Here is a 20,365-nt window from a genome sequence, read left to right as displayed (position 1 = left end):
GCCGCGCTTTAATGCATGAACCCTGCTTCCTGTGCCGCGAGCTGCACTGTGTAGATTGTGTCCCGCCATTTGTGTCCATGGAGCGGCCGCTGATGCGAAGGCCATTGCAGAAGCGGCCCACCGCGATCTTCCGGGTGACGCTCTGCGTGCGGGTGCGGCGGGCGAATTGGCGCCAAAAGCGGGCGGCTCCAAGGGGGTTTAGGCGCATTTCGCTGGCGCCTGCGTGCGCTTCACGACTGGGCACGGGTTGAACCAAAGGCGGAGCACGTGATGCCGTGGCACGATTTGACCACGCGTTAGTAAGAAGCCCGGACGATGCTGAATGCGGGTTGGCGCGATACGTATTGGTGGCTCACGCGTTTGCGCTGCTTCATCGGCTCCACAGGGCGGTTTCAATAAGGCTTGGCCAGTCCTTGCGCGGCGGCACCCGGAAGTGCTGCCCCCTATTTCACCGCACCGAACCGGTGGGTGCTGAATTACACGCGGCAATCAATGCCACGCTTGCAACCTATCAGGCCTAACTGACGCAGCGCACCAGAACCCGCGCCATGCTTCGCCTTGCGCGACCATCGCCGATGGCTTGTCGAATGTCTAAGCCACACGGACAAAAGTGTTGCATTGAGGTTACAATCGGCTTGCGATCCGTTGTTACAGCTCGGGAAGAGCTTGGCTTAAGGAGAGCCATTCGCCAACGGGTGTCGCTGCGGGGTGCGCTTTAACTCGACCCCACGATTACAGGCTGGATGTTTGCTCCCTCTGATAGGGAGTTGATCAAGCAACACGGAGGCCTTCAGAAGGTCTTCGGCCATAAGAGGGAACATGACCAAAATGAAGATTTCAACCAAACTCAAGCTTAGCGTTGGCACAGCCACGCTTGGGCTTGCGATGGCAGCAACGCCTGTGTTTGCGCAAGACGCAGACCAGAGCACAACCGAAACACAAGCTGACCAAGCGGCGGGCAATGCGATTGTCGTGACCGGTTCGCGCATTTCGAACCCCAACCTTATCCTTTCAAGCCCGGTTTCAGTTGTTACCGACACCGAACTCAAGCTGCGCCAGACCAACACGGCAGAGCAATTCCTGCGCGAACTGCCCTCCGCAGTGCCGAGCATTGGGTCGGCCGTGAACAATGGCAACGGCGGTGCATCTTTCGTCAACCTTCGTGGCATTGGCGCGCAACGTAACCTTGTCTTGCTCGATGGACGCCGTTTTGTGCCAGCTGATCAGTCGGGCATCGTCGATCTTAACAACATCCCGCTTGCTGTGATTGAGCGGACCGAAATTCTGACAGGCGGCGCAACCACAACCTATGGTGCCGACGCAATTTCTGGCGTGGTGAACTTCATCACGAAGAAGAATTTTGAAGGCGTTCAGTTGGACGCCAGCAATCAGATTACCGAACTGGGCGATGGCCTAACCCAGCGCGTCGATTTGACGATGGGCGCAAATTTCGCCGACGGTCGTGGTAATGCCGTTTTCAGCCTTGGGTATCAGAACACAGACGGTGTTTTCCAGGGCGACCGCTCGTTCTCGGAGTTTAACGTCGACTCCTTCACCGGCCTCGCCGGCGGCTCATCCGCCGCGGTTCCCGCATTCATCGTCGGCCCGGCAGGCCCCGGACCGGCAGTGTCTGGTCAGATCAATGCTGCAGGGACAGATGTCGGCCCGTTTGACCGTCCGTTCAACTTCAACCCGGCCAACATCTTCCAGACGCCGTTTGAACGGTACAATATGTACGGTTCAGCAAATTACGAAGTGTCCGACGCGCTTGAAGTCTACGGTCAGGGCGTTTTCTCGAAGCAGACCGTATCGACGATCATCGCTCCTGGTGGTTCGTTCTTCAACACCTATCAGATCAACCTGAACAACCCCTTCATCCCTGATGCGATCGCACAGCGTTTTGGCGATCGTCTTGGTTTGACCCCGGCGCAGTTCACCGCGGCGCGCAACACGCAGTTCGGCCCGACCTTGGCCAATGGTGCTGCGAACCCGGATTACGTGCAGTTCGGCGCCCAAGTGCGTCGTCGGTCGACCGAAGCGGGTCCTCGTGTCTCCGACTTTGACACGACCTTGTTCAACATGGTTGTTGGTGCTCGCGGCGGGATCACGGATGATATCTCGTGGGACCTGTCGGGTACCTACGGCGAATCTGAGCGGATTCAGCAGCAGGGCGGATTTGCCCGGCTCGATCGCCTGCAGCAGTCGGTCTTGGCTATCCCCAACGGGACTGGCGGGGTCCAATGTATCGATCCTTCGCGGAGCTGCGCACCGCTGAACCTGTTCGGCACTGAAGGTAACCTCGGCTCGCCAGAGGCACTCGCCTTCGCGTTTGATTTGACGCAACAGGTGATTGATGTTTCATCGATCAGCACGGTCAATGGCTTGATCTCCGGTGATCTGCCCTTCGCCATCGCCACCACTCCAGTCGCTTTCGCTATCGGCGCTGATTACCGCAAGTATCAGGCGTCCACGTCATCCGACGAAGCATCGCAAACTCCGGGCGCCGTTGTTGGCGGCGGCGGGGCCAGCCCGAACTTTGAAGGCTCGTACACGGCTGTTGACGTATTCGGCGAATTGGTGGTTCCTTTGCTTGAAGGTGTACCGTTCTTCGAAAGCCTGACGCTTGAACTGGGTGGCCGCTATTCGGACATCAATATCGTTGGAACCGAATACACGTGGAAGGCAGGCGGTTCTTGGGAACCGTTTGATGGCTTGAAGTTCCGCGGTAACTATTCCCGCGCCGCACGTGCACCGAACATCAGTGAACTGTTCTTCCCGGAAACGACCCAGCTTGATAGCCTGGCCAATGACCCGTGCGCTGGTGCAGCACCTGTCGGTAACGCGCAGCTTTCGGCCCTTTGTCAGGCACAGGGTTCACCCGCTGGCCAGATTGGTTCGATCTTGCAGCCGGCGGCTGGCCAGATCAACGTAACGACAGGCGGCAATCGGAACCTTGATTTCGAAATCGCTAATACGTGGACGGTTGGTTTCGTTGCCACTCCGGCATCCGTGCCCCGTCTGTCGCTCTCGGTCGATTACTTCAACATCCAGCTCGATGGCGCAATTGGCACCCCGGGTATCGGTGACGTGATCGATGGGTGCTATCAGGGTGAACTGAACTTTGCGGCCAACCCTTTCTGCCAGCTGATCGCGCGTAGCCCCACCACCGGCGGCCTCGATGGTTCGCCTGACGAAGTTCGTGGTTTGCTGCTCGGTCTGTCCAACCTCGGACGCATCAAGACCGATGGCATTGATGTCTCTTTGAATTGGGGTACATCGCTCACGAACTCGATCGGCTTTGATCTGGGTGTAAATGGTACCTGGACCAACCAGAACCGTTTCCAGGCCATCACCGGCTCGGCTGACTCGCCGTTCCGTGATTGCGTCGGGTTCTACTCGGTCAACTGCGGCTCCATTCAGCCAGAGTTCGTGGTGGATACCCGCGGTTCACTAACCTTTGCTGACGATGCGCTGTTGTCGTTGCGCTGGCGCTACCTCGACGGTGTTGAGCAAGAGCCTCTGGATGTCGCCTCACAGGGCCCGGCATTTATTGGCAACACCACGCTGTTTGGCGATGTCGACTTCACGCAGATCCCGGCGGAAAGCTACTTCGATCTGACGGCGCAGTTCTATGCGCTGGAAAACTTGACGTTCACCTTCACTGTGCAGAATTTGCTCGATAACAAGCCAGCAGTTGTCGGTTCGACAATCGGGACGACCGCGTTCAACAGCGGCAACATCTTCCCGTCGAGCTACGACGCCCTTGGCCGTCGTTACGCAGCAGCACTCAGCCTCCGCTTCTAATTCGGACGCTGATTAATAAAAATTGGGGGCGGGCCGAAAGGCTCGCCCTTTTTTTCTTTGGAAAAGCCTGTACGCTTTCTGGGTATTAGGATTGTTGGAGAAGATTTATGTTGCTGACTCTCACCGTGGCGGTCCCCTTGCTGCTGCTTCAGGCGGAGCCAGCAGCAGCGCAAGATGCGCCAGAGCAATCGGCGGGCCAGCAAGCGGCAAAAGCTACCGCTTCTGCAACCCAAGATACGCCAGCAACCACTATCCCCGTATCAACCAGCGCGGTCTCTGACAAAAATCATCCGGATTTCGTCCGCTGCCGCACTGATCGCGTGATTGGTTCACTCGCCAAGCGCACAAAAACTTGCATGACAAACCGCGAGTGGGAAACTGTTGCACGCGTCGGTAATCGCGGCGCGCGTGACATCGTCGAAAGTCAGCAAGTTGGTATGAACGGCCAATAATTGCATTCTTGACCGGCTTCATCCTCCCTTGGTCGAACGATTAAACGCGGACGCAACGATCGGAAAACCAGCTATCTGGCTAAATGGTCTGTTCCACGATTGGTTTTGTCCGTCCCGCATCACGGACCGTTCGGGCGCAGGCATATCACGCAATCAGCTTGCGCCAAATTAATCACGAACGTCCAGCAACATAGTCAACCGCGCAACATTTGCGGCTCGCATGTTCGTGACCAGACGGACAAGCAAACCAGTGTGTTGTCAAAACGATGATTACTTTTGCAAAACAGGAGAAAGCCAAGCCATGGCGATTTTCCAACGCAGGTCGTACGGATAAAAAAGTCGGCAAGGCGCCACACAGTCCACGCATCAGAACGAACAAACAATAGTCCGGTTCGGTTGGTCTTGCCAAAGCCTACAGAAGCGACGCGTTCGCCGCCTACGCAATCGCGGATGTCCGCTACACCTGCGAGCGCTTCGGGATTGATCGACAGGTTGTGTCTGCCCAGCTTCGCAATGCCGCGATCCTAGTCCAACCAGTACAAGCGCCGGTCACACCGCCGACTTTAACGCTGGTGCGTGTGAGAAATTTCTTGCTCAAGCACATAGTGACGCGCCTTTTCCTGTTCATCGTATTGAAGGCGTTCCATCTTTGCGCCCGGACTGATTGCCGCAACAAACGTGTCGTTGCCAGGAATCGGTGGGTCTGGACGCCCATCATGCCGGCATTTTCGTCCTGGAAAACTTTCTTGCCAACTCGGTAGGGTTCAAAATCCAGTTGAAACAGCGCAGCCTTTTCTTCGACCTCAGCCCCGTTGATGAAATGGCCGGCACGCGAAAAAAGACCTGCAACTCGTGCGATACAGGATTGATGCTGTGCGTGAATCGCGCATTGCCTTCAATGTCGAAAGGGACCCCCAGATGCATCCCGACGTGCGCAGGACGGGCGAACGCGCCCCATTTGATAATTGACGTTATCGTAGAAGCGAAGCCGAAATCTGACGACGACATCGCTCTTGGTCGTATCAGTCACCGCTACAACCGTGGGCACGAGGATCGAGTCCAGATCGTTTGGCAGTGTGTTCATCAGACAAATTGTCACCAAGCCGGCTGAATTTGCTGGCTTCAACGTGTTATGAGGACGAGGCGTAGCTGCGCATATTCTTATCCTGGTTCTTCACGGCTTTGCGCAAGACCTGCTACATTGTTCGGCAGGTCTGCGCACCACTTACCAAAGTCGCTGAAACAATCTCCACCGGATTGGCCATTACGCGACACAGAGGCTGGGAACGATCATTATCCTTGAAAATCCAGGAATTTATTCGCTTCTGCGGCTTTCCATTTTGGATATCACCAGATCCTTTCCGTTGAGCGAAGCCTTGACTGACTTGATCACATCTCGGAGCGCCCCGACATCAAACGGCGTGGCATATTGCGCTTTTGCGGCAACGGGAGGGCCATGGCGCGTTCAGCAGCTATTTCCCACGCATCAATAGCCAGAAGGCGGACAGATCACCGGGTCCCGCCGGGGCTCCGCCTGCTGCATGACAATAGGCGGGAGACAGTCTTCAATGGCCGTGCCCTTTGAGTATGTGCGACAGGCATGCCCGACTCTTGCGAAAACCCGCTGGCCCATGGCATCCTCACCGCAGGAGACCTAACCGAGCGACAATGTGACCATTGCGGGAAAATGTTGCAAAATCGCCACTGCCCGTAACTTAATTGCCTTATACACCCTGAGAGTAGCAACTCGCCGTTGCGACCGCCGGCAATATCCCTTCTAAAAGCCAAATGGCGCGAGTGTGTGGTGCTCGTGCTGAGTTTCGCTTTTTACAAGGGGCATTACGTAATGAAGAAGTTGAACGGCTTCGGTCCTCGGATCGGCCTTTTTGCAACAGCGGGCATCGCCGCTCTTGCAATCGCATCGCCGGCGGTGGCGCAGGACGCGGACGTTACGACGGATACAGGCGCGACTGCAGCCGGCGACGATCGCGTGGCGGACAACGTTGCAAGCGTAATCACTGTGACAGGCTCGCGCATCTCGCGTCCTAACCTCGATTCGACGATCCCGATCGCTACCATCCAGGCACGTGACCTGATTGAGCGTGGCTCGCTTTCACTTGGTGATGCGCTGGCGGAATTGCCACAGCTCGGGTCTACCTTCACGCAAGCAAACTCGACCCGCTTCATCGGCACTGCCGGCATTAACCGGCTCGACCTTCGTAACCTTGGCACCTCGCGCACCCTGGTGCTGCAGAACGGTCGCCGTCATGTGACATCGTCGCCCGGCACCTATGACGTTGACGTCAACACGATCCCGTCTGACCTGCTTGAGCGCGTCGACATCGTGACCGGTGGTAACTCTGGTGTTTACGGCTCGGACGCTATTGCCGGCGTCGTGAACTTCGTGATGAAGACCGACTTTGAAGGTCTGCGCATCAATGGCCGTGCCGGTATCTCGGACGAAGGCGATGCGGGCAACCAGTTCGTCAGCGTAACCGCTGGTAAGAACTTCATGGACGGCCGCCTGAACATTTCGTTCGCTGGTGAATACGCCAATCAGAACCAGCTCTTGATGCGTGAACGTGATGGTCAAACGGGTGCGCTTACGGGCACCTATGGCTTCACCACGACTCAGCCGGTGAGCACATACAACCCGCTCACGCGGACAGTGACCCCCACTCCGAACCGCAACTTCGACGGCGTCCCCAACACCACCTTGGTGAGCGGCATCCGGTTCCCGCAGCTTAACGAAAGCGGGATGCTGCAGACAGTCTGTCCGAACCTCAGCGATGCGGCATGGGCTGCTCTCACGCCGGAAGCGCGCGCTCGCACCACACAGCAAATCCAGCTGAGCTGTGCGTCCACCGCGACCCTTGGCGGCCCGAACGGGCGCGTTGTTCCGGGCACCTTCTCGCCAACCGGCGGCGGCATTAACCACTTCTGGGCGTTCGACCCCACCGGCACCCGTCTGGTGCGCAGCGTGCCCGATGCGGACCTTCGTCCTGTCGGCGGCAGCGTTTTGGGCGGTCTTGGTTCGACCGGCATCGAGGAAGCTCAGCTGCTTCCTGAACTGCAGCGCTATGTCGCCAACGTGTTCATCAACGCGGACATTAGCTCGGCCTTCCAGCCGTTCCTCGAAGCCAAGTATGTGCGCGTCGATTCGATCCAGACCTCGACCCAGCCGACCTTCAGCACTGGTCTGCTGCGCTCGACCTTCCGTCTCGACAATCCGTTCCTGACCGACGAAGCCCGCCAGCAGATCATCGCCATCAACGGCCTCGATCCTAACAGTGCGGCAGTCCAGAACGGCTCGGCAACCTTCTCCTCGTTCCGGTTCAACTACGACCTCGGTACGCGTGCGGAAGATCACCGTCGTGAACTTTACCGTGTTGTTGTCGGCGTAAAGGGCGATCTGTCCACGACCGGAAACCTGCGCTACGAAATCGCCGGTAACTATGGTCGTTCAGAAACTTTCTACGATACCGGCGGCAACGTAAACATTGCCAACTACAACCGTGCGAGCGATGCGGCGCGTGATGCCAACGGCAACATCGTCTGCCGCGTTAACCTCAATCCGGCCACGGCTGATCCGAACTGCTCGCCGCTGAACCCGTTCGGTTTCAACACTCTGAGCCAAGCCTCTAAGGACTACGTCCTGTCGACTGCCTCGCGTGAACAGTGGGCTGAACAGATCAATGTGGTGGGCTTCCTTTCGGGTGACACGACCGGCCTGTTTGAACTCCCCGGTGGCCCGATCGGCTTCGCCGTGGGCGCGGAATACCGCCGTGAAGACGCCTTCTCGGCCTTCGATTCGTTGACTGTCAGCGGCGCGACCTTCCTCAATGCCATCGGTGCGTTCGATCCGCCGGCGCAGGAAGTCCGCGAATTCTTCGGCGAACTTCGCGTTCCGCTGCTGGGCAACATGCCGTTCGTCGAAGAACTCACGCTCGAAGGGTCGTTCCGCGGTTCGGATTACAACACCCTCGACAAGCTCGTCTGGGCCTACAACGCCGGTGTGATCTACTCGCCGTTCGATGGTCTGCGTCTTCGTGGCAGCTATGCCCGCGCTGTTCGGGCACCGAACATCGGCGATCTTTTCTCGACCGCTTCCGAAACGTTCCTCAACGGCTTGGTTGACCCTTGCGGTCAGACCGTGATCAACGACAACCCCAATCGTGCGCGTAACTGCGCGGCCGCTGGGGTTCCGACCACGATCCAGATCAACGGCGAAACCCGTCCGTGGACGAACGTTGCGGCTTCGGGGATCTCGGGGATCAACCGCGGTAACCCGAACCTCAGCCCTGAAACCAGCGACAGCATCACGATCGGGGCTGTGTTCCAGCCGCGCTTTGTGTCGGGCCTGAGTTTCTCGGTCGATTACTACAACATCAAGGTCAACGATGTGATCAGCGGTGTGGCTCCGCAGGCCATTATCAACCAGTGCTATGATGACCCTGTAGGCCTCGACAACCCGTTCTGTGCTGCGACCTTCCGGCGTACCACGAATGATCCGCTGACCAACCTGACCTTTGCTGGTCAGCTGAACCGCCGGTTCGACGGCGTGCCAGATATTCAGATCGAGAACATCGGCCCGTCGTTCATCAACCAGCCGTTCAACTACGCTCAGCTGCGGGCTGAAGGCATCGATGCGTCGATTGACTTCGTCACCGACCTGTCGGCCGACCTGCGGTTGAATATGCGCGGTGTGCTGACCTACAACCTCAACCGTGTGAACTTCACCTTCATTTCGGAACCTGAGCGTTCGGAACGTCTGAATGGTACACTTGGCCTCCCGACTATCGCGGCTAACCTGTTCACGACGTTCGAGTACAAAGAGTTCGATCTGGGCTACAACGCACGCTTCGTGGGTCGCCAGACCGTGAACAGCTGGGAGACACAGTTCTCGCACCAGGGTCGCGATCCGATCAACCCCGATGCCACGCCGTTCCGTTACTACCCGGATATAGTGTACCACGATCTGCGCTTTGGCTTTGAGCCCGAAGGCACAGGTTTCCGGTTCTACGGCGGTATCGATAACGTGCTTGATCAGCTGCCGCCGCAGCCGCTCGATGGTCGCGGTGAAGGTAGCGGGATCTTCCCGGTTCTGGGCCGCTACTTCTATGCCGGCGCGGTGCTGAGCTTCTAATCGGAAGATCAAGATAAACAGAAAAGGCCCCGGGAAACCGGGGCCTTTTTTGTAACAACGCACCGTAGCGGGAAACTGGCTTAGCTGACCTGCATGCTGAGTTGCCCGTCTCCTTCATCAATCGCGAGCGTTGCGCCATCGGGCAGATTGCCCTCCAGCAACATTTCGGCCAGCGGATCCTGAAGGTAGCGCTGCACCGCACGCTTCAACGGACGTGCGCCATAGACCGGATCATACCCCACCCGGCCAAGCCAGCGCAGCGCTGCTTCGGACAGGTCCAACGTGATCTTGCGATCACTCAGCAGCTTTTGCACGCGGCCCACCTGGATTTCCACGATCGGGGCCATGTGTTCCTGCGCGAGCCGGTGAAACAGGATGATCTCGTCCAAACGATTGAGGAACTCGGGCCGGAAATGCCCGCGCACCACCTCCATCACATCCTTTTCAACCGTGGCGGGCTCAGCCCCGTCGGGCAGGTTGGCGAGGTACTGACTGCCAAGATTGGAGGTGAGGATGATCAGCGTGTTGGCAAAATCCACAACGCGGCCTTGCCCGTCGGTCAGGCGGCCATCATCAAGCACTTGCAACAGCACGTTGAACACATCCGAGTGCGCCTTCTCGACCTCGTCGAATAGTACCACCTGATAGGGGCGGCGGCGCACGGCCTCGGTCAACACGCCGCCTTCTTCGTAACCGACATAGCCCGGAGGCGCGCCGATGAGGCGAGCGACCGCGTGCTTTTCCATGAATTCGCTCATGTCGATACGCACCATCGCGCTGTCATCATCAAACAGGAAGCCCGCGAGCGCCTTGGTCAGCTCGGTCTTGCCAACGCCCGTGGGGCCGAGAAACAGGAAGCTGCCCAGCGGGCGGCCGGGATCCTGCAAGCCCGCCCGCGCGCGGCGCACGGCTCGGGATACGGCCGCAATCGCCTGGCTCTGGCCGATCACGCGCTTGCCCAGAATGCTCTCCATCGCCAGCAGCTTTTCGCGCTCGCCCGCCATCATCCGGTCAACCGGGATGCCGGTCCAGCGGCTTACCACCCCTGCAATGTCTTCTTCGGTCACTTCTTCGCGCAGCATGGCGTTGGCAGCCTGCCCTTGCGCTTCGGCCAGTTGCTTTTCCAACGCAGGAATGGTGCCGTAAGACAGCTCGCCCGCCTTGCCCAGATCGCCTTCGCGCTGTGCCTGTTCCAACTGCAGTCGCGCGCCATCAAGCTGCTCCTTGAGCTTGCCTTCGGCCTCAATTTTGTCACGTTCGTTCTGCCAGCGGGTGGTAAGTTCGGCGGACTGCTGTTCAAGGTTCGCCAGTTCTTCGCGCAGGGCGATTAGGCGATCTTTGGAATTCCGGTCGGTTTCCTTGCCAAGAGCGCTTTCTTCGATCTTCAGCTGGATGATCCGCCGGTCCAGCGCTTCGATTTCTTCAGGCTTGCTCTCCACCTCCATGCGGATGCGGCTGGCGGCTTCGTCCATCAGGTCGATCGCCTTGTCGGGCAGGAAACGGTTCTGGATGTAGCGGTCGGACAGCTTCGCTGCCGCCACAATCGCGCCATCGGTGATGCGCACGCCATGATGGAGTTCGTACTTATCCTTGATCCCGCGCAGGATGCTGATGGTGTCTTCCACGGTGGGTTCGGCAATCAACACCGGCTGGAAGCGGCGCTGGAGCGCGGGGTCTTTTTCGACATACTTTTGATATTCGTCGAGCGTGGTCGCTCCGATGCAATGCAACTCGCCGCGCGACAGAGCCGGCTTCAACAAGTTCGAGGCATCCATCGAGCCTTCCGAGGCGCCCGCACCGATAAGGGTGTGCATTTCATCGATGAACAGGATGATCTGGCCCTCGGCGTGCTTCACTTCGTCGAGCACAGACTTGAGCCGCTCCTCGAACTCGCCGCGATACTTCGCACCTGCGATCAGCGCGCCCATGTCGAGCGACATGAGGGTGCGGCCCTTCAGGCTGTCGGGCACATCGCCATTGGCAATCCGCAGCGCAAGTCCTTCGGCAATCGCGGTTTTTCCGGTGCCGGGTTCGCCGATCAGGGCGGGATTGTTCTTGGTCCGCCTGGCAAGGATCTGGATTGTGCGGCGGATTTCCTCATCTCGGCCGATGACCGGATCAAGCTTCCCGTCGCGCGCGGCCTGGGTCAGATCGCGCGCGAATTTCTGCATCGCATCATAGGTGTTTTCGGCGCTGGCTGAATCGGCACGCTTGCCGCCGCGCAATTGCTCGATGGCGGTATTCAGGTTCTGCGGCGTGACGCCTGCAGCTTTCAAGCCCTCGCCTGCGGCCGTCTGCGACAAGGCAAGCGCGGTCAGGAGGCGTTCGACTGTGACATAAGCGTCACCGGCCTTTTCCGCGATCTGTTCCGCCTGATCCAGCAAGCGCACCGCATCATTATCCAGCCCTGGCGTCGCCTGCGCGCCACTGCCAGTCACGGCCGGGATCTTCGACAGCGCGAGGTCAATTGCCGTCACGGCGAGCGGCGCCTGCCCCCCTGCGCGCTGGATCAGCCCCGCCGCCATGCCCTCGCTGTCTTCCAGCAAGGCCTTGGCAATATGCGAAGGCGTGATGCGCTGGTGATTCATGCGGATCGCAACGGTCTGTGCGGCTTGCAGGAAGCCCTTGGCCCGGTCAGTGAATTTTTCCAGATTCATGTCGTCAAACCCCTCCAAAGGTTGCCGGCAGGACATGGTGTGACCTATCGGCAACACAAGCCCTGTCCTGCAAAAATCGCAATCGGGTGTGTTACTGGACTAGGTGGGTTCATAATCTGCGCAAGGCAAGAGGCTGATGATGCGAAAGGGGGCGAGCCTTGACCTTGCTGCGCCCCCGCGCAATGAAGCGGCCATACGATTTGGGAGAGAAATCGGAGATGACGTGGGTCAAGCGCGGCGCCATTGCGCTGGTCGTGATGCTTTTGCTGGCTGTGGCGGCGCTTGCCACGTGGGAGCCCTTCTTTGCGAGCGCCGGCACGCCGCCCACAGCGCGGGCGTACACAGCCGAAATCATCCGTGACGATTTTGGCGTGCCGCATATCTACGGCGCCACCGATGCCGACACAGCTTACGGCGTCGCCATTACCCATGCCGAGGATGATTTCTTCACACTGCAAGACGTGGTCGCGATGGCGCGCGGGCGCTACGGCGCCATCGCGGGCGAGGACGGCGCGAAGGTTGATTATGTCTATCACCTGATCGATGCGCGCGGGACAGCGACCCGCGAATATCCCAAGCTGCCCGCCGATACCCGGGGCCTGTTCGAAGCCTATGCCGCAGGCCTCAATCAGTTTGCCCAACAGCATCCGGGTGAGGTGAAGCTGGCCAATTTGTTTCCGGTCAACGGCCTTGACGTGGCAGCGGGCTTTGCGCTGCGCCAGCCGTTCTTCTTCGGGCTGGACGCTGTGATCGGGCCATTGGTGGCGGGCGAGGATCTGCGCCGCGAACACGGCCCCGACATCCCCGGCTTCCCGCGGGAGCCCCTGCCGGTTGCGCCGCCGGGCGATCGTGCGCCCGCCCCCACTCAAGCGCGCACGCTGGTGCTGCCCTTGGGCGAGGATGCCGAGCATCTCGGTTCGAACGCCTTTGCGGTCGCGCCGGAGAAGGGCGGCGGGGTCACCACCCTGATCTCGAACTCGCACCAGCCTTTGCGCGGCGGAGTCGCGTGGTACGAACTGGTCGTCGAAAGCGGTGAAGGCTGGCATTTTGCGGGCGCAAATTTCCCCGGATCGCCCTTCCCCTTTCTAGGCCATAACGAGCATCTGGGCTGGACTAACACAGTCAACACAGCCGACATGATCGACGTGTACGAGCTGGAGCTCGACGAGACCGGTAACCGCTACAAACTCGACGGGGCATGGCGCGATCTGGAGAGCGAATGGGTGACGTTGCCGGTGAAGATCGGCCCGGTCGTCCTGCCGATCCGGCGCGAAGTGCTGCGCTCCGCCCACGGCCCGGTGATCCGCAATGCCAAGGGCGCCTTTGCCATCCGCTATGGCGGGATCGGACAGCTTGGTCAGTTGGATGCCTATTACCGCATCAACAAGGCGACCAATTTTGCCGAATGGGAAGCGCAGATCGCGCGTCTTGCCATCCCGAGCACCAACTTCATTTATGCTGATGAAGCCGGGACGATCGCCTTTGTCTACAATGCCGCCATCCCCAATCGGCCAGAAGGCGTGACGGCTGACTGGCGCACGGTCCTGGCCGGCAACCGTTCGGAACTGATCTGGCAGGGCGCGATCGATTACGAGACTCTGCCTCGCATCGTGAATCCGGCGAGCGGGTGGGTCTACAATTCCAACAACACCCCCTTCACCGCCGCTGGCGCCGGCAGCGATCTTGATCCTGCCGCGTTCTCGCCTCTGATGGGTATCGAACTGAAGCAGACCAACCGCTCATGGCGCGCTTACAAGCTCCTGTCCGAAGCCAGTGTGCTGGACCGGGCGACGCTGGAACGCATCAAGTATGACACCGGCTACGAACGCCGTGGCTATGTCGACCGACTGTTCACCGAGTTGGAGGGTCTGAAAGCTGAGGGCAAGCTGGCTGAAGCGCGCGATCTGATGCTGTCGTGGGACTTCACCGCCGACAACGTGGGCAAGGCCGATGCCATCGCGCTGTTGATGATCCGGGATTTCATGTCGGCCGATTACAACCAGAAAGCCGTTCCCGATGTGGGCGAAAAACTGCAAGCGGCCGCCGATCACCTCACCACCCATTTCGGCCGGCTCGATCCGCCGATGAGCGATCTTCTGCGGCTGCGGCAGGGCAATATCGACCTGCCGCTGGACGGCGGCTCGGACACTTTACGCGCTTCAACCACATGGGACGTGGCCGAAGACGGTCGCCTCAGCCTCAAGCATGGAGACAGCTTCATCATGTGGGTCGAATGGCAGCCGGGCCAGAAGGTGAGATCGCGTTCGATCCAGCCCTTCGGCGCGGCAACAACGCGTCCCGCCAGCCCGCATTACACCGATCAAATGCAACTCTTCGTCGATCACAAGCTGAAGCCTGTTCACTTCTGGCGCGATGATCTGCGGTCAACTGCCAAAGATCGGCGCACTGTATCGACCACCACCGCCGCGCGCTAACCGGCGCTATACCTTTGCTCGATCCTACCACCGGAGTCTTTTGATCATGCCGTATCGTTTTGCCGCCGCCAGCCTTTCGGCGCTCGCTCTTGCGCTGGCCGCGCCGGTCACCCCGGCTTTTGCCCAGGCCACCGCGCCAGCCGCCGCCCCGCAGGCGACCGCCGACCTTGAGGCTCTGGTTGCACAGGTACAGATCCCCTACGAAGAGTTTACGCTGGACAACGGCCTGACTGTGATCGTCCACGAAGATCGCAAGGCGCCCGTCGTCGGCGTGGCCGTGTGGTACAATGTCGGCTCCAAGGACGAACCCAAAGGCCAGACCGGCTTTGCCCACCTGTTTGAACACCTGATGTTCAATGGATCGGAAAATGCGCCGCAGGATTATTTCCAGTATCTCGCCGAAATGGGCGCGACCGATTACAATGGTACCACCAATTTTGATCGCACCAATTATTTCCAGACTGTGCCCCGCCCCGCGCTGGAACGCGCCTTGTGGCTGGAAAGCGACCGGATGGGCTATCTGCTGGGCGCGGTGACGCAGGAAAAGCTCGATAACCAGCGCGGCGTGGTCCAGAACGAAAAGCGTCAGGGTGACAATCAGCCGGGTGGGCTGGTGTTCTATGAAATCCTCAAGACGCTGTTTCCCGAAGGCCACCCCTACAACCACAACGTGATCGGCTCGATGGCTGATCTGGATGCGGCGTCGATGGCCGATGTGCGAAAGTGGTTCACCGACAAATATGGCCCCAACAACGCCACGCTGGTGATGGCGGGCGACGTATCAGCCGCCGAAGCCCGGGTCTTGGCGCAAAAATACTTCGGCAGCATCGCGCGCGGTCCTGTCAACACCCCGGCGGCGGCCGAGATCGTACCGCTGGCAGCGCCGGTGCGCACCGTGATGAAGGATCAGGTCGCTGCGACCTCGATCAGCCGTTACTGGCCCGCACCGGGCATCACCAGCGCCGATCTCACCGCGCTCAACGTGGGAACCGAAATCCTCGGCGGCCTTGCCTCGAGCCGGTTGGACGAAGTGCTGGTGCGTAACGAACAGCTTGCGGTGGGCGTATCTTCCGGCATCTATGATTTCCAGCGGGTCGGGACATTGACTGTCAGTGCCACCGTCAAGCCGGGCGTGGATCCGGCGGTTTTGGAAGCGCGGCTGGATGCGGTCGTGCAGCAGTTCATTGCCGAAGGCCCGACTGAGGACGAAGTCCGCCGCGCAGCTACCAGCAACCTTGCGAGCACGATCCGCGGACTTGAGCAAGTCGGCGGTTTCGGCGGCAAGGCCGTGACACTGGCAAACGGCGAAGTGCTGGCGGGCGACGCGTCGTTCTACGCCACCCAGCTTGAACGGCTTGCCACGGTCACCCCCGCCGAGGTCAAGGATGCGATGGCGCGTTGGATGACCAAGCCCGCTTTCACGCTGGTGCTTGAACCGGGCGAGCGCGAAGGAACCTATGAAGAAGCCGCTTCGGTCGCAGCCGAAGGCGAAAACGCGTCCGAGCGTGACCGCGAAAGTGAGACCATCAGCGTTTCGGTTGAGCGGCCCAAGCCTGCGATCGATACCATTGCTGAACTCGATTTCCCGGATATCGAACGTGCGACGCTGCAGAACGGGATGAAGGTAACCTACGCCCGGCGCAATGCGGTTCCGGCGACCTATGTGGCGATGGCGTTCAACGCCGGCGGCGCGGCGGATCCGGTGGGCAAGGCCGGGCTGGAAGGTCTGACCCTGGGCCTGTTCGATGAAGGCACCAAAAACCTGACATCTCAGCAAATTGCCGAAGCGAGTGAGCGTCTGGGCGCCAATGTTTCGGTCGGCGGCGGGGATGACCGCTCCACCTTCACGCTTTCAGCGCTGACGGCCAATCTTGCCCCCAGCCTTGATCTGATGCGTCAGATCATGCGTGAACCCGCCTTCAATTCCGAGGATCTGGAGCGAGTGCGCAACCAGACCATCACCGGCATTCGCCAGTCGATGAAGTCGCCCCAGGGCATCGCAGCGCGCACGATCACGCCCGAACTGTTCGGGGAAAACAGCCCCTATGGGAAGGTGAGTACGGTGGACAGCGTCAGCGCCATCACCCGCGATGATCTGCTCGCCTTCAAGGACAGCTGGATCCGTCCGGACAACGGCGAGGTGTTTGTCATCTCGGACAAGCCACTGGCCGAGATCGTGACGGCGCTCAACGCCGTCTTCGGCGATTGGACTGCGCCTGCCACGCCCAAGGGCACCAAGCAATTTGCCGCCAACATGGCGGCCGAAGGCAATCGCATCATCCTCGTCAACCGGCCCAATTCGCCGCAGAGCTTCATCTACGGCGCGCAAGTGACGCCGCTGGACGCAGGCGATCCGGCGTTCCTCGCCTTCAACAGCGCCAACAATTCGCTAGGCGGCAATTTCCTCGCACGGCTCAACATGAACCTGCGTGAGACCAAGGGCTGGAGCTACGGTGTGCGCGGCGGTTCGCAGGCGCGCGAAAATGCGGTCGTGTACGGCATTTCAGGCGGCGTCCAGGCGGACCGCACGGGGGACTCGCTGGCAGAGATGATCCGTGAAACCAGGGAATTCCTGACCGAAAAGGGCGTTACCGCTGACGAACTGGAACGCAATCTCGCGTCAGAAGTCGGTGCGCTGCCGGGCCGGTTCGAAACCTCGCCTGCAGTGCTCGGCGCGATGCAGGGCAATGCCCTGTTCGGCCGACCGGACAATTATCAGGAAACCCTCGCCAGCATCTATCGTGCACAGACCACGGCGAGCCTTGATGAAGCAGCGCGCGCTGCGATCGACACCGACACGTTCGTGTGGGTTGTGGTAGGGGATGCCAGCGTCGTGCGCAGCCAGCTTGAACCGCTCGGCCTGCCGATCGAGCAGCGCGAAATGGGCAGCGAATAAGCCAAAGCGCAGCGCGCTTCAGCCGGAATCCGGTTGAAGCGCGCTGACATGAGTGTAAATAATCGCGTCGAAGTGCCGGGTCGCTCAGGGTCCGCACCCTTGCCAAGGAGTTGGATTATGTCAGTTGCAGGTACCTACAAGACCATCGTGAAAAGCCCGATGGGCGACCAGACCGGCACGCTCACCGTCGTTCCCGAAGGTGACAGCTTCTCTGGCTCGCTGGTCGGTAGCCTCGGCTCGATGGACATCAATGACGGCACCGTCGAAGGCAACACCATCAAGTGGAAGATGAACATGGTCGTGCCGATGCCGATGACGCTCGATTGCGAAGCGACCATCGATGGCGACAATCTGACCGGTTCGGTCAACGCCGGCGCCTTTGGCGCGATGCCGCTTTCGGGCACCCGCGAAGCCTGATTGCATCGCCTTCATTTCAAAAAGCCGCCGGAGTTCGCGCTCCGGCGGCTTTTTTGTTTGCCCCGGATTGTCTGTGTTCAGGATCGCAGGCTATGTGCTGAACGCATCTTTTGGGGAGTTTCAGGAATGACCGTTCGCATCGCCTTTGCCGCCACCGCCGCCACGCTCGCGCTGTCCGGCTGCGCGACGACGACCGTCTCGCACCCGCTGGCGGGGACCGAATGGACGCTGATCGCAATGGATACGAGCGGCAGCACCACCACGCTCACCGCCTCGCTGCAACAGCGGCACACGGTCAGCTTCGGCAATGACGGCGAAATGACGCTCCAGCTCGATTGCAATCGGGGCCGGTCAACCTGGACCGCGGGACAAGCGATGAGCGGCGCCGGCACCATCGCCATTGGCCCCGTCGCCAGCACCCGCATGGCCTGCCCTGACCCGAGTTTCGGCACCGAACTTGCGCGCCTTTCCGAGGCAACCCGCTACACCCGGACGCTCGACGGGCGGCAGCTGGTGATCGAAACGCCGATGCTGCGTTACACCTTTTCCCCGGCCGATTGACGCGCCGAGGCGATCAGGCGCAGGTCCGTCCTCAGCGGTTCTGCCGCCCCTCGATCAGCCGCTCGACCAGCGAAGGATCGGCCAGCGTTGACGTATCACCCAGCGCGCCAAAATCATTCTCGGCAATTTTGCGCAGGATACGGCGCATAATCTTGCCTGAGCGGGTCTTGGGCAGGCCATCGGTAAACTGCAGAATATCGGGCGTGGCGATCGGCCCGATTTCCTTGCGCACGTGTTGTTTCAGCTCCGCCAGCAACGCATCGCCACCTTCCACGCCCGCATTCAGCGTGACGTAGCAATAGATGCCCTGGCCCTTGATATCGTGCGGGTATCCCACCACCGCGGCCTCCGCGACCTTGGGGTGGGACACCAGCGCGCTTTCGACCTCGGCGGTGCCCATGCGGTGGCCCGAGACATTGATGACGTCGTCCACCCGGCCCGTGATCCAGTAGTACCCGTCCGCATCGCGCTTGCACCCGTCGCCGGTGAAATACTTGGCCGTGTAAGTGCTGAAATAGGTCTGGCCGAAGCGTTCGTGATCGCCATAAATCGAGCGCGCCTGCCCCGGCCAGCTATGGGTAATGCACAGATTGCCCTCCGCCGCGCCATCAATGACAACCCCTTCGTTATCGACCAATTGCGGACGGATGCCGAAGAACGGCAGACCCGCACTGCCTGGCTTCATGTCATGCGCGCCGGGTAGCGTCGTGATCATGCAGCCCCCGGTTTCGGTCTGCCACCAGGTGTCGATGATCGGGCAACGGCCTTCTCCCACGACATCGAAATACCATCGCCACGCCTCAGGATTGATCGGTTCGCCAACGCTGCCCAGCAAACGGAGCGAGGCGCGGCTGCGGCTGGTGACGTGGGCATCGCCCTCGCGCATCAGCGCGCGAATGGCTGTGGGCGCGGTGTAGATGATGTTGACGCCGTGGCGGTCGACCACGTCCCAGAACCGCCCGTGATCGGGGTAATTGGGCACGCCTTCGAACACCACCGCGGTCGCCGCGTTGAACAGTGGGCCGTAGACGACGTAGCTGTGCCCGGTGACCCAGCCGATATCGGCGGTGCACCAAAATACCTCGCCGGGCTGATAATCAAAGATGTAGTGGAAGGTCGTGGCCGTCCACACGCCGTATCCGCCAGTGGTGTGAAGGACGCCCTTGGGCTTGCCCGTCGATCCTGAGGTGTAGAGGATGAACAAGGGGTCTTCGGCGCCCATCACCTCGCAGGGGCAATCATCATCGCTGGCGATATCGTCCAGCCAGTGATCGCGGCCATCGACCATCGCGATGTCGCCGCCGGTGTGGCGGATCACCAGCACGCCATCGACCGGCGTGGCGTGCGCGGCAAGGCCGAGCGCCGCATCGACATTGGCTTTCAGCGGCACGCGCTTGCCGCCGCGCAGGCCTTCGTCGGCGGTGATGACAAAGCGGCTGCCGCAATCCTCGATCCGCCCGGCCAGCGCTTCAGGCGAGAAACCACCGAACACCACCGAATGCACCGCCCCCAGCCGCGCGCAGGCGAGCATCGCGATCACCCCTTCGAGGATCATCGGCAGGTACAGCGTCACGCGGTCACCCTTGGCAACGCCCAGCGTTTTGAGCGCATTGGCCATGCGCACCACCTCCGCATGGAGTTCGCCATAGGTGAGGCTGCGGCCTGCCGAAGCCGGATCGTCGGGTTCGAAAATCAGCGCGGTGCGATCGGCGTGCGCGGGCAAATGGCGGTCAACCGCGTTGTGGCACAGATTAAGCGTACCGTCCTTGAACCACGTGATACCAACGGGGTCATAGGACCAGTCCCCACCCACGGTCGGCACCTTGGCCCAATCCAGCCGCTGGGCCTGTTCCAGCCAGAAGGCGTCCGGGCTTTCGACCGAACGGCGATACATCTCGTCATATTGTTCGGGGGTGCAATGGGTCGGCGTTCCTGCGGAACTCTCGGGCCGTTTTACGGCGTGGATCAATGCGACTCTCCCTCGTCTGATACTTTCT

10 protein-coding genes are annotated in these 20,365 nt (G+C 60.2%); 8 read left to right on the top strand and 2 right to left on the bottom strand.

Annotated elements, in window-relative coordinates; translation table 11 throughout:
* Positions 1 to 828 precede the first annotated feature (828 nt).
* The 4 genes from ACRANW_RS06255 to ACRANW_RS06240 all read left to right on the top strand — a co-directional run bounded on the left by ACRANW_RS06255 (position 829) and on the right by ACRANW_RS06240 (position 9,402).
* The gene (locus tag ACRANW_RS06255) at positions 829 to 3,804 is read left to right on the top strand and encodes a TonB-dependent receptor domain-containing protein (RefSeq protein WP_479433667.1); all 2,976 of its coding nucleotides are present in this window, start codon (positions 829 to 831) and stop codon (positions 3,802 to 3,804) included.
* Positions 3,805 to 3,911: 107 nt separating this feature from the next.
* Positions 3,912 to 4,256 carry a hypothetical protein gene (locus ACRANW_RS06250; RefSeq protein ID WP_479433666.1) on the top strand — a complete coding sequence of 115 codons (345 nt, stop codon included), beginning with the start codon at positions 3,912 to 3,914 and terminating at the stop codon, positions 4,254 to 4,256.
* Positions 4,257 to 4,953: 697 nt separating this feature from the next.
* Entirely contained in the window at positions 4,954 to 5,367 is a 414-nt protein-coding gene (locus ACRANW_RS06245) for a hypothetical protein (RefSeq protein ID WP_479433665.1), read from the top strand.
* 735 nt (positions 5,368 to 6,102) lie between these two features.
* Positions 6,103 to 9,402, top strand: a complete 3,300-nt coding sequence (locus ACRANW_RS06240; protein WP_479433664.1) for a TonB-dependent receptor domain-containing protein — start codon at positions 6,103 to 6,105, stop codon at positions 9,400 to 9,402.
* A gap of 80 nt (positions 9,403 to 9,482) precedes the next feature.
* Here ACRANW_RS06240 and clpB read toward each other — a convergent pair whose 3' ends face one another.
* Complete coding sequence (gene clpB, locus ACRANW_RS06235) at positions 9,483 to 12,059, bottom strand: ATP-dependent chaperone ClpB (protein ID WP_479433663.1); 2,577 nt, start codon at positions 12,057 to 12,059, stop codon at positions 9,483 to 9,485.
* Between the two features lie 218 nt (positions 12,060 to 12,277).
* On the opposite strand from clpB, the gene ACRANW_RS06230 reads away from it, so the two are divergent.
* The 4 genes from ACRANW_RS06230 to ACRANW_RS06215 all read left to right on the top strand — a co-directional run bounded on the left by ACRANW_RS06230 (position 12,278) and on the right by ACRANW_RS06215 (position 18,368).
* Complete coding sequence (locus ACRANW_RS06230) at positions 12,278 to 14,494, top strand: acylase (RefSeq protein ID WP_479433876.1); 2,217 nt, start codon at positions 12,278 to 12,280, stop codon at positions 14,492 to 14,494.
* A 46-nt stretch (positions 14,495 to 14,540) separates the two neighbouring features.
* A complete protein-coding gene (locus ACRANW_RS06225) occupies positions 14,541 to 17,390 on the top strand; it encodes a M16 family metallopeptidase (RefSeq protein ID WP_479433662.1) in 2,850 nt (949 codons plus the stop codon).
* 117 nt (positions 17,391 to 17,507) lie between these two features.
* Complete coding sequence (locus ACRANW_RS06220; protein WP_479433661.1) at positions 17,508 to 17,807, top strand: lipocalin/fatty acid-binding family protein; 300 nt, start codon at positions 17,508 to 17,510, stop codon at positions 17,805 to 17,807.
* A gap of 126 nt (positions 17,808 to 17,933) precedes the next feature.
* Complete coding sequence (locus ACRANW_RS06215; RefSeq protein ID WP_479433660.1) at positions 17,934 to 18,368, top strand: META domain-containing protein; 435 nt, start codon at positions 17,934 to 17,936, stop codon at positions 18,366 to 18,368.
* Between the two features lie 31 nt (positions 18,369 to 18,399).
* Here ACRANW_RS06215 and acs read toward each other — a convergent pair whose 3' ends face one another.
* Complete coding sequence (gene acs, locus ACRANW_RS06210) at positions 18,400 to 20,337, bottom strand: acetate--CoA ligase (RefSeq protein WP_479433659.1); 1,938 nt, start codon at positions 20,335 to 20,337, stop codon at positions 18,400 to 18,402.
* Between the last annotated feature and the right edge of the window lie 28 nt (positions 20,338 to 20,365).

This window comes from Erythrobacter sp. 'gip.4 top 5' (genome assembly GCF_056495765.1).
Note: the sequence above shows the minus strand (reverse complement) of the source record. Positions and strands in the feature narration are given on the sequence as shown.

Bases quoted from the DNA above. Each gene is read 5' to 3' on its own strand.
- ACRANW_RS06255 (WP_479433667.1), top strand. From the start codon at position 829: ATGAAGATTTCAACCAAACTCAAGCTTAGCGTTGGCACAGCCACGCTT.
- ACRANW_RS06250 (WP_479433666.1), top strand. From the start codon at position 3,912: ATGTTGCTGACTCTCACCGTGGCGGTCCCCTTGCTGCTGCTTCAGGCG.
- ACRANW_RS06240 (WP_479433664.1), top strand. From the start codon at position 6,103: ATGAAGAAGTTGAACGGCTTCGGTCCTCGGATCGGCCTTTTTGCAACA.
- clpB (WP_479433663.1), bottom strand. From the start codon at position 12,059: ATGAATCTGGAAAAATTCACTGACCGGGCCAAGGGCTTCCTGCAAGCC.
- ACRANW_RS06230 (WP_479433876.1), top strand. From the start codon at position 12,278: ATGACGTGGGTCAAGCGCGGCGCCATTGCGCTGGTCGTGATGCTTTTG.
- ACRANW_RS06225 (WP_479433662.1), top strand. From the start codon at position 14,541: ATGCCGTATCGTTTTGCCGCCGCCAGCCTTTCGGCGCTCGCTCTTGCG.
- ACRANW_RS06220 (WP_479433661.1), top strand. From the start codon at position 17,508: ATGTCAGTTGCAGGTACCTACAAGACCATCGTGAAAAGCCCGATGGGC.
- ACRANW_RS06215 (WP_479433660.1), top strand. From the start codon at position 17,934: ATGACCGTTCGCATCGCCTTTGCCGCCACCGCCGCCACGCTCGCGCTG.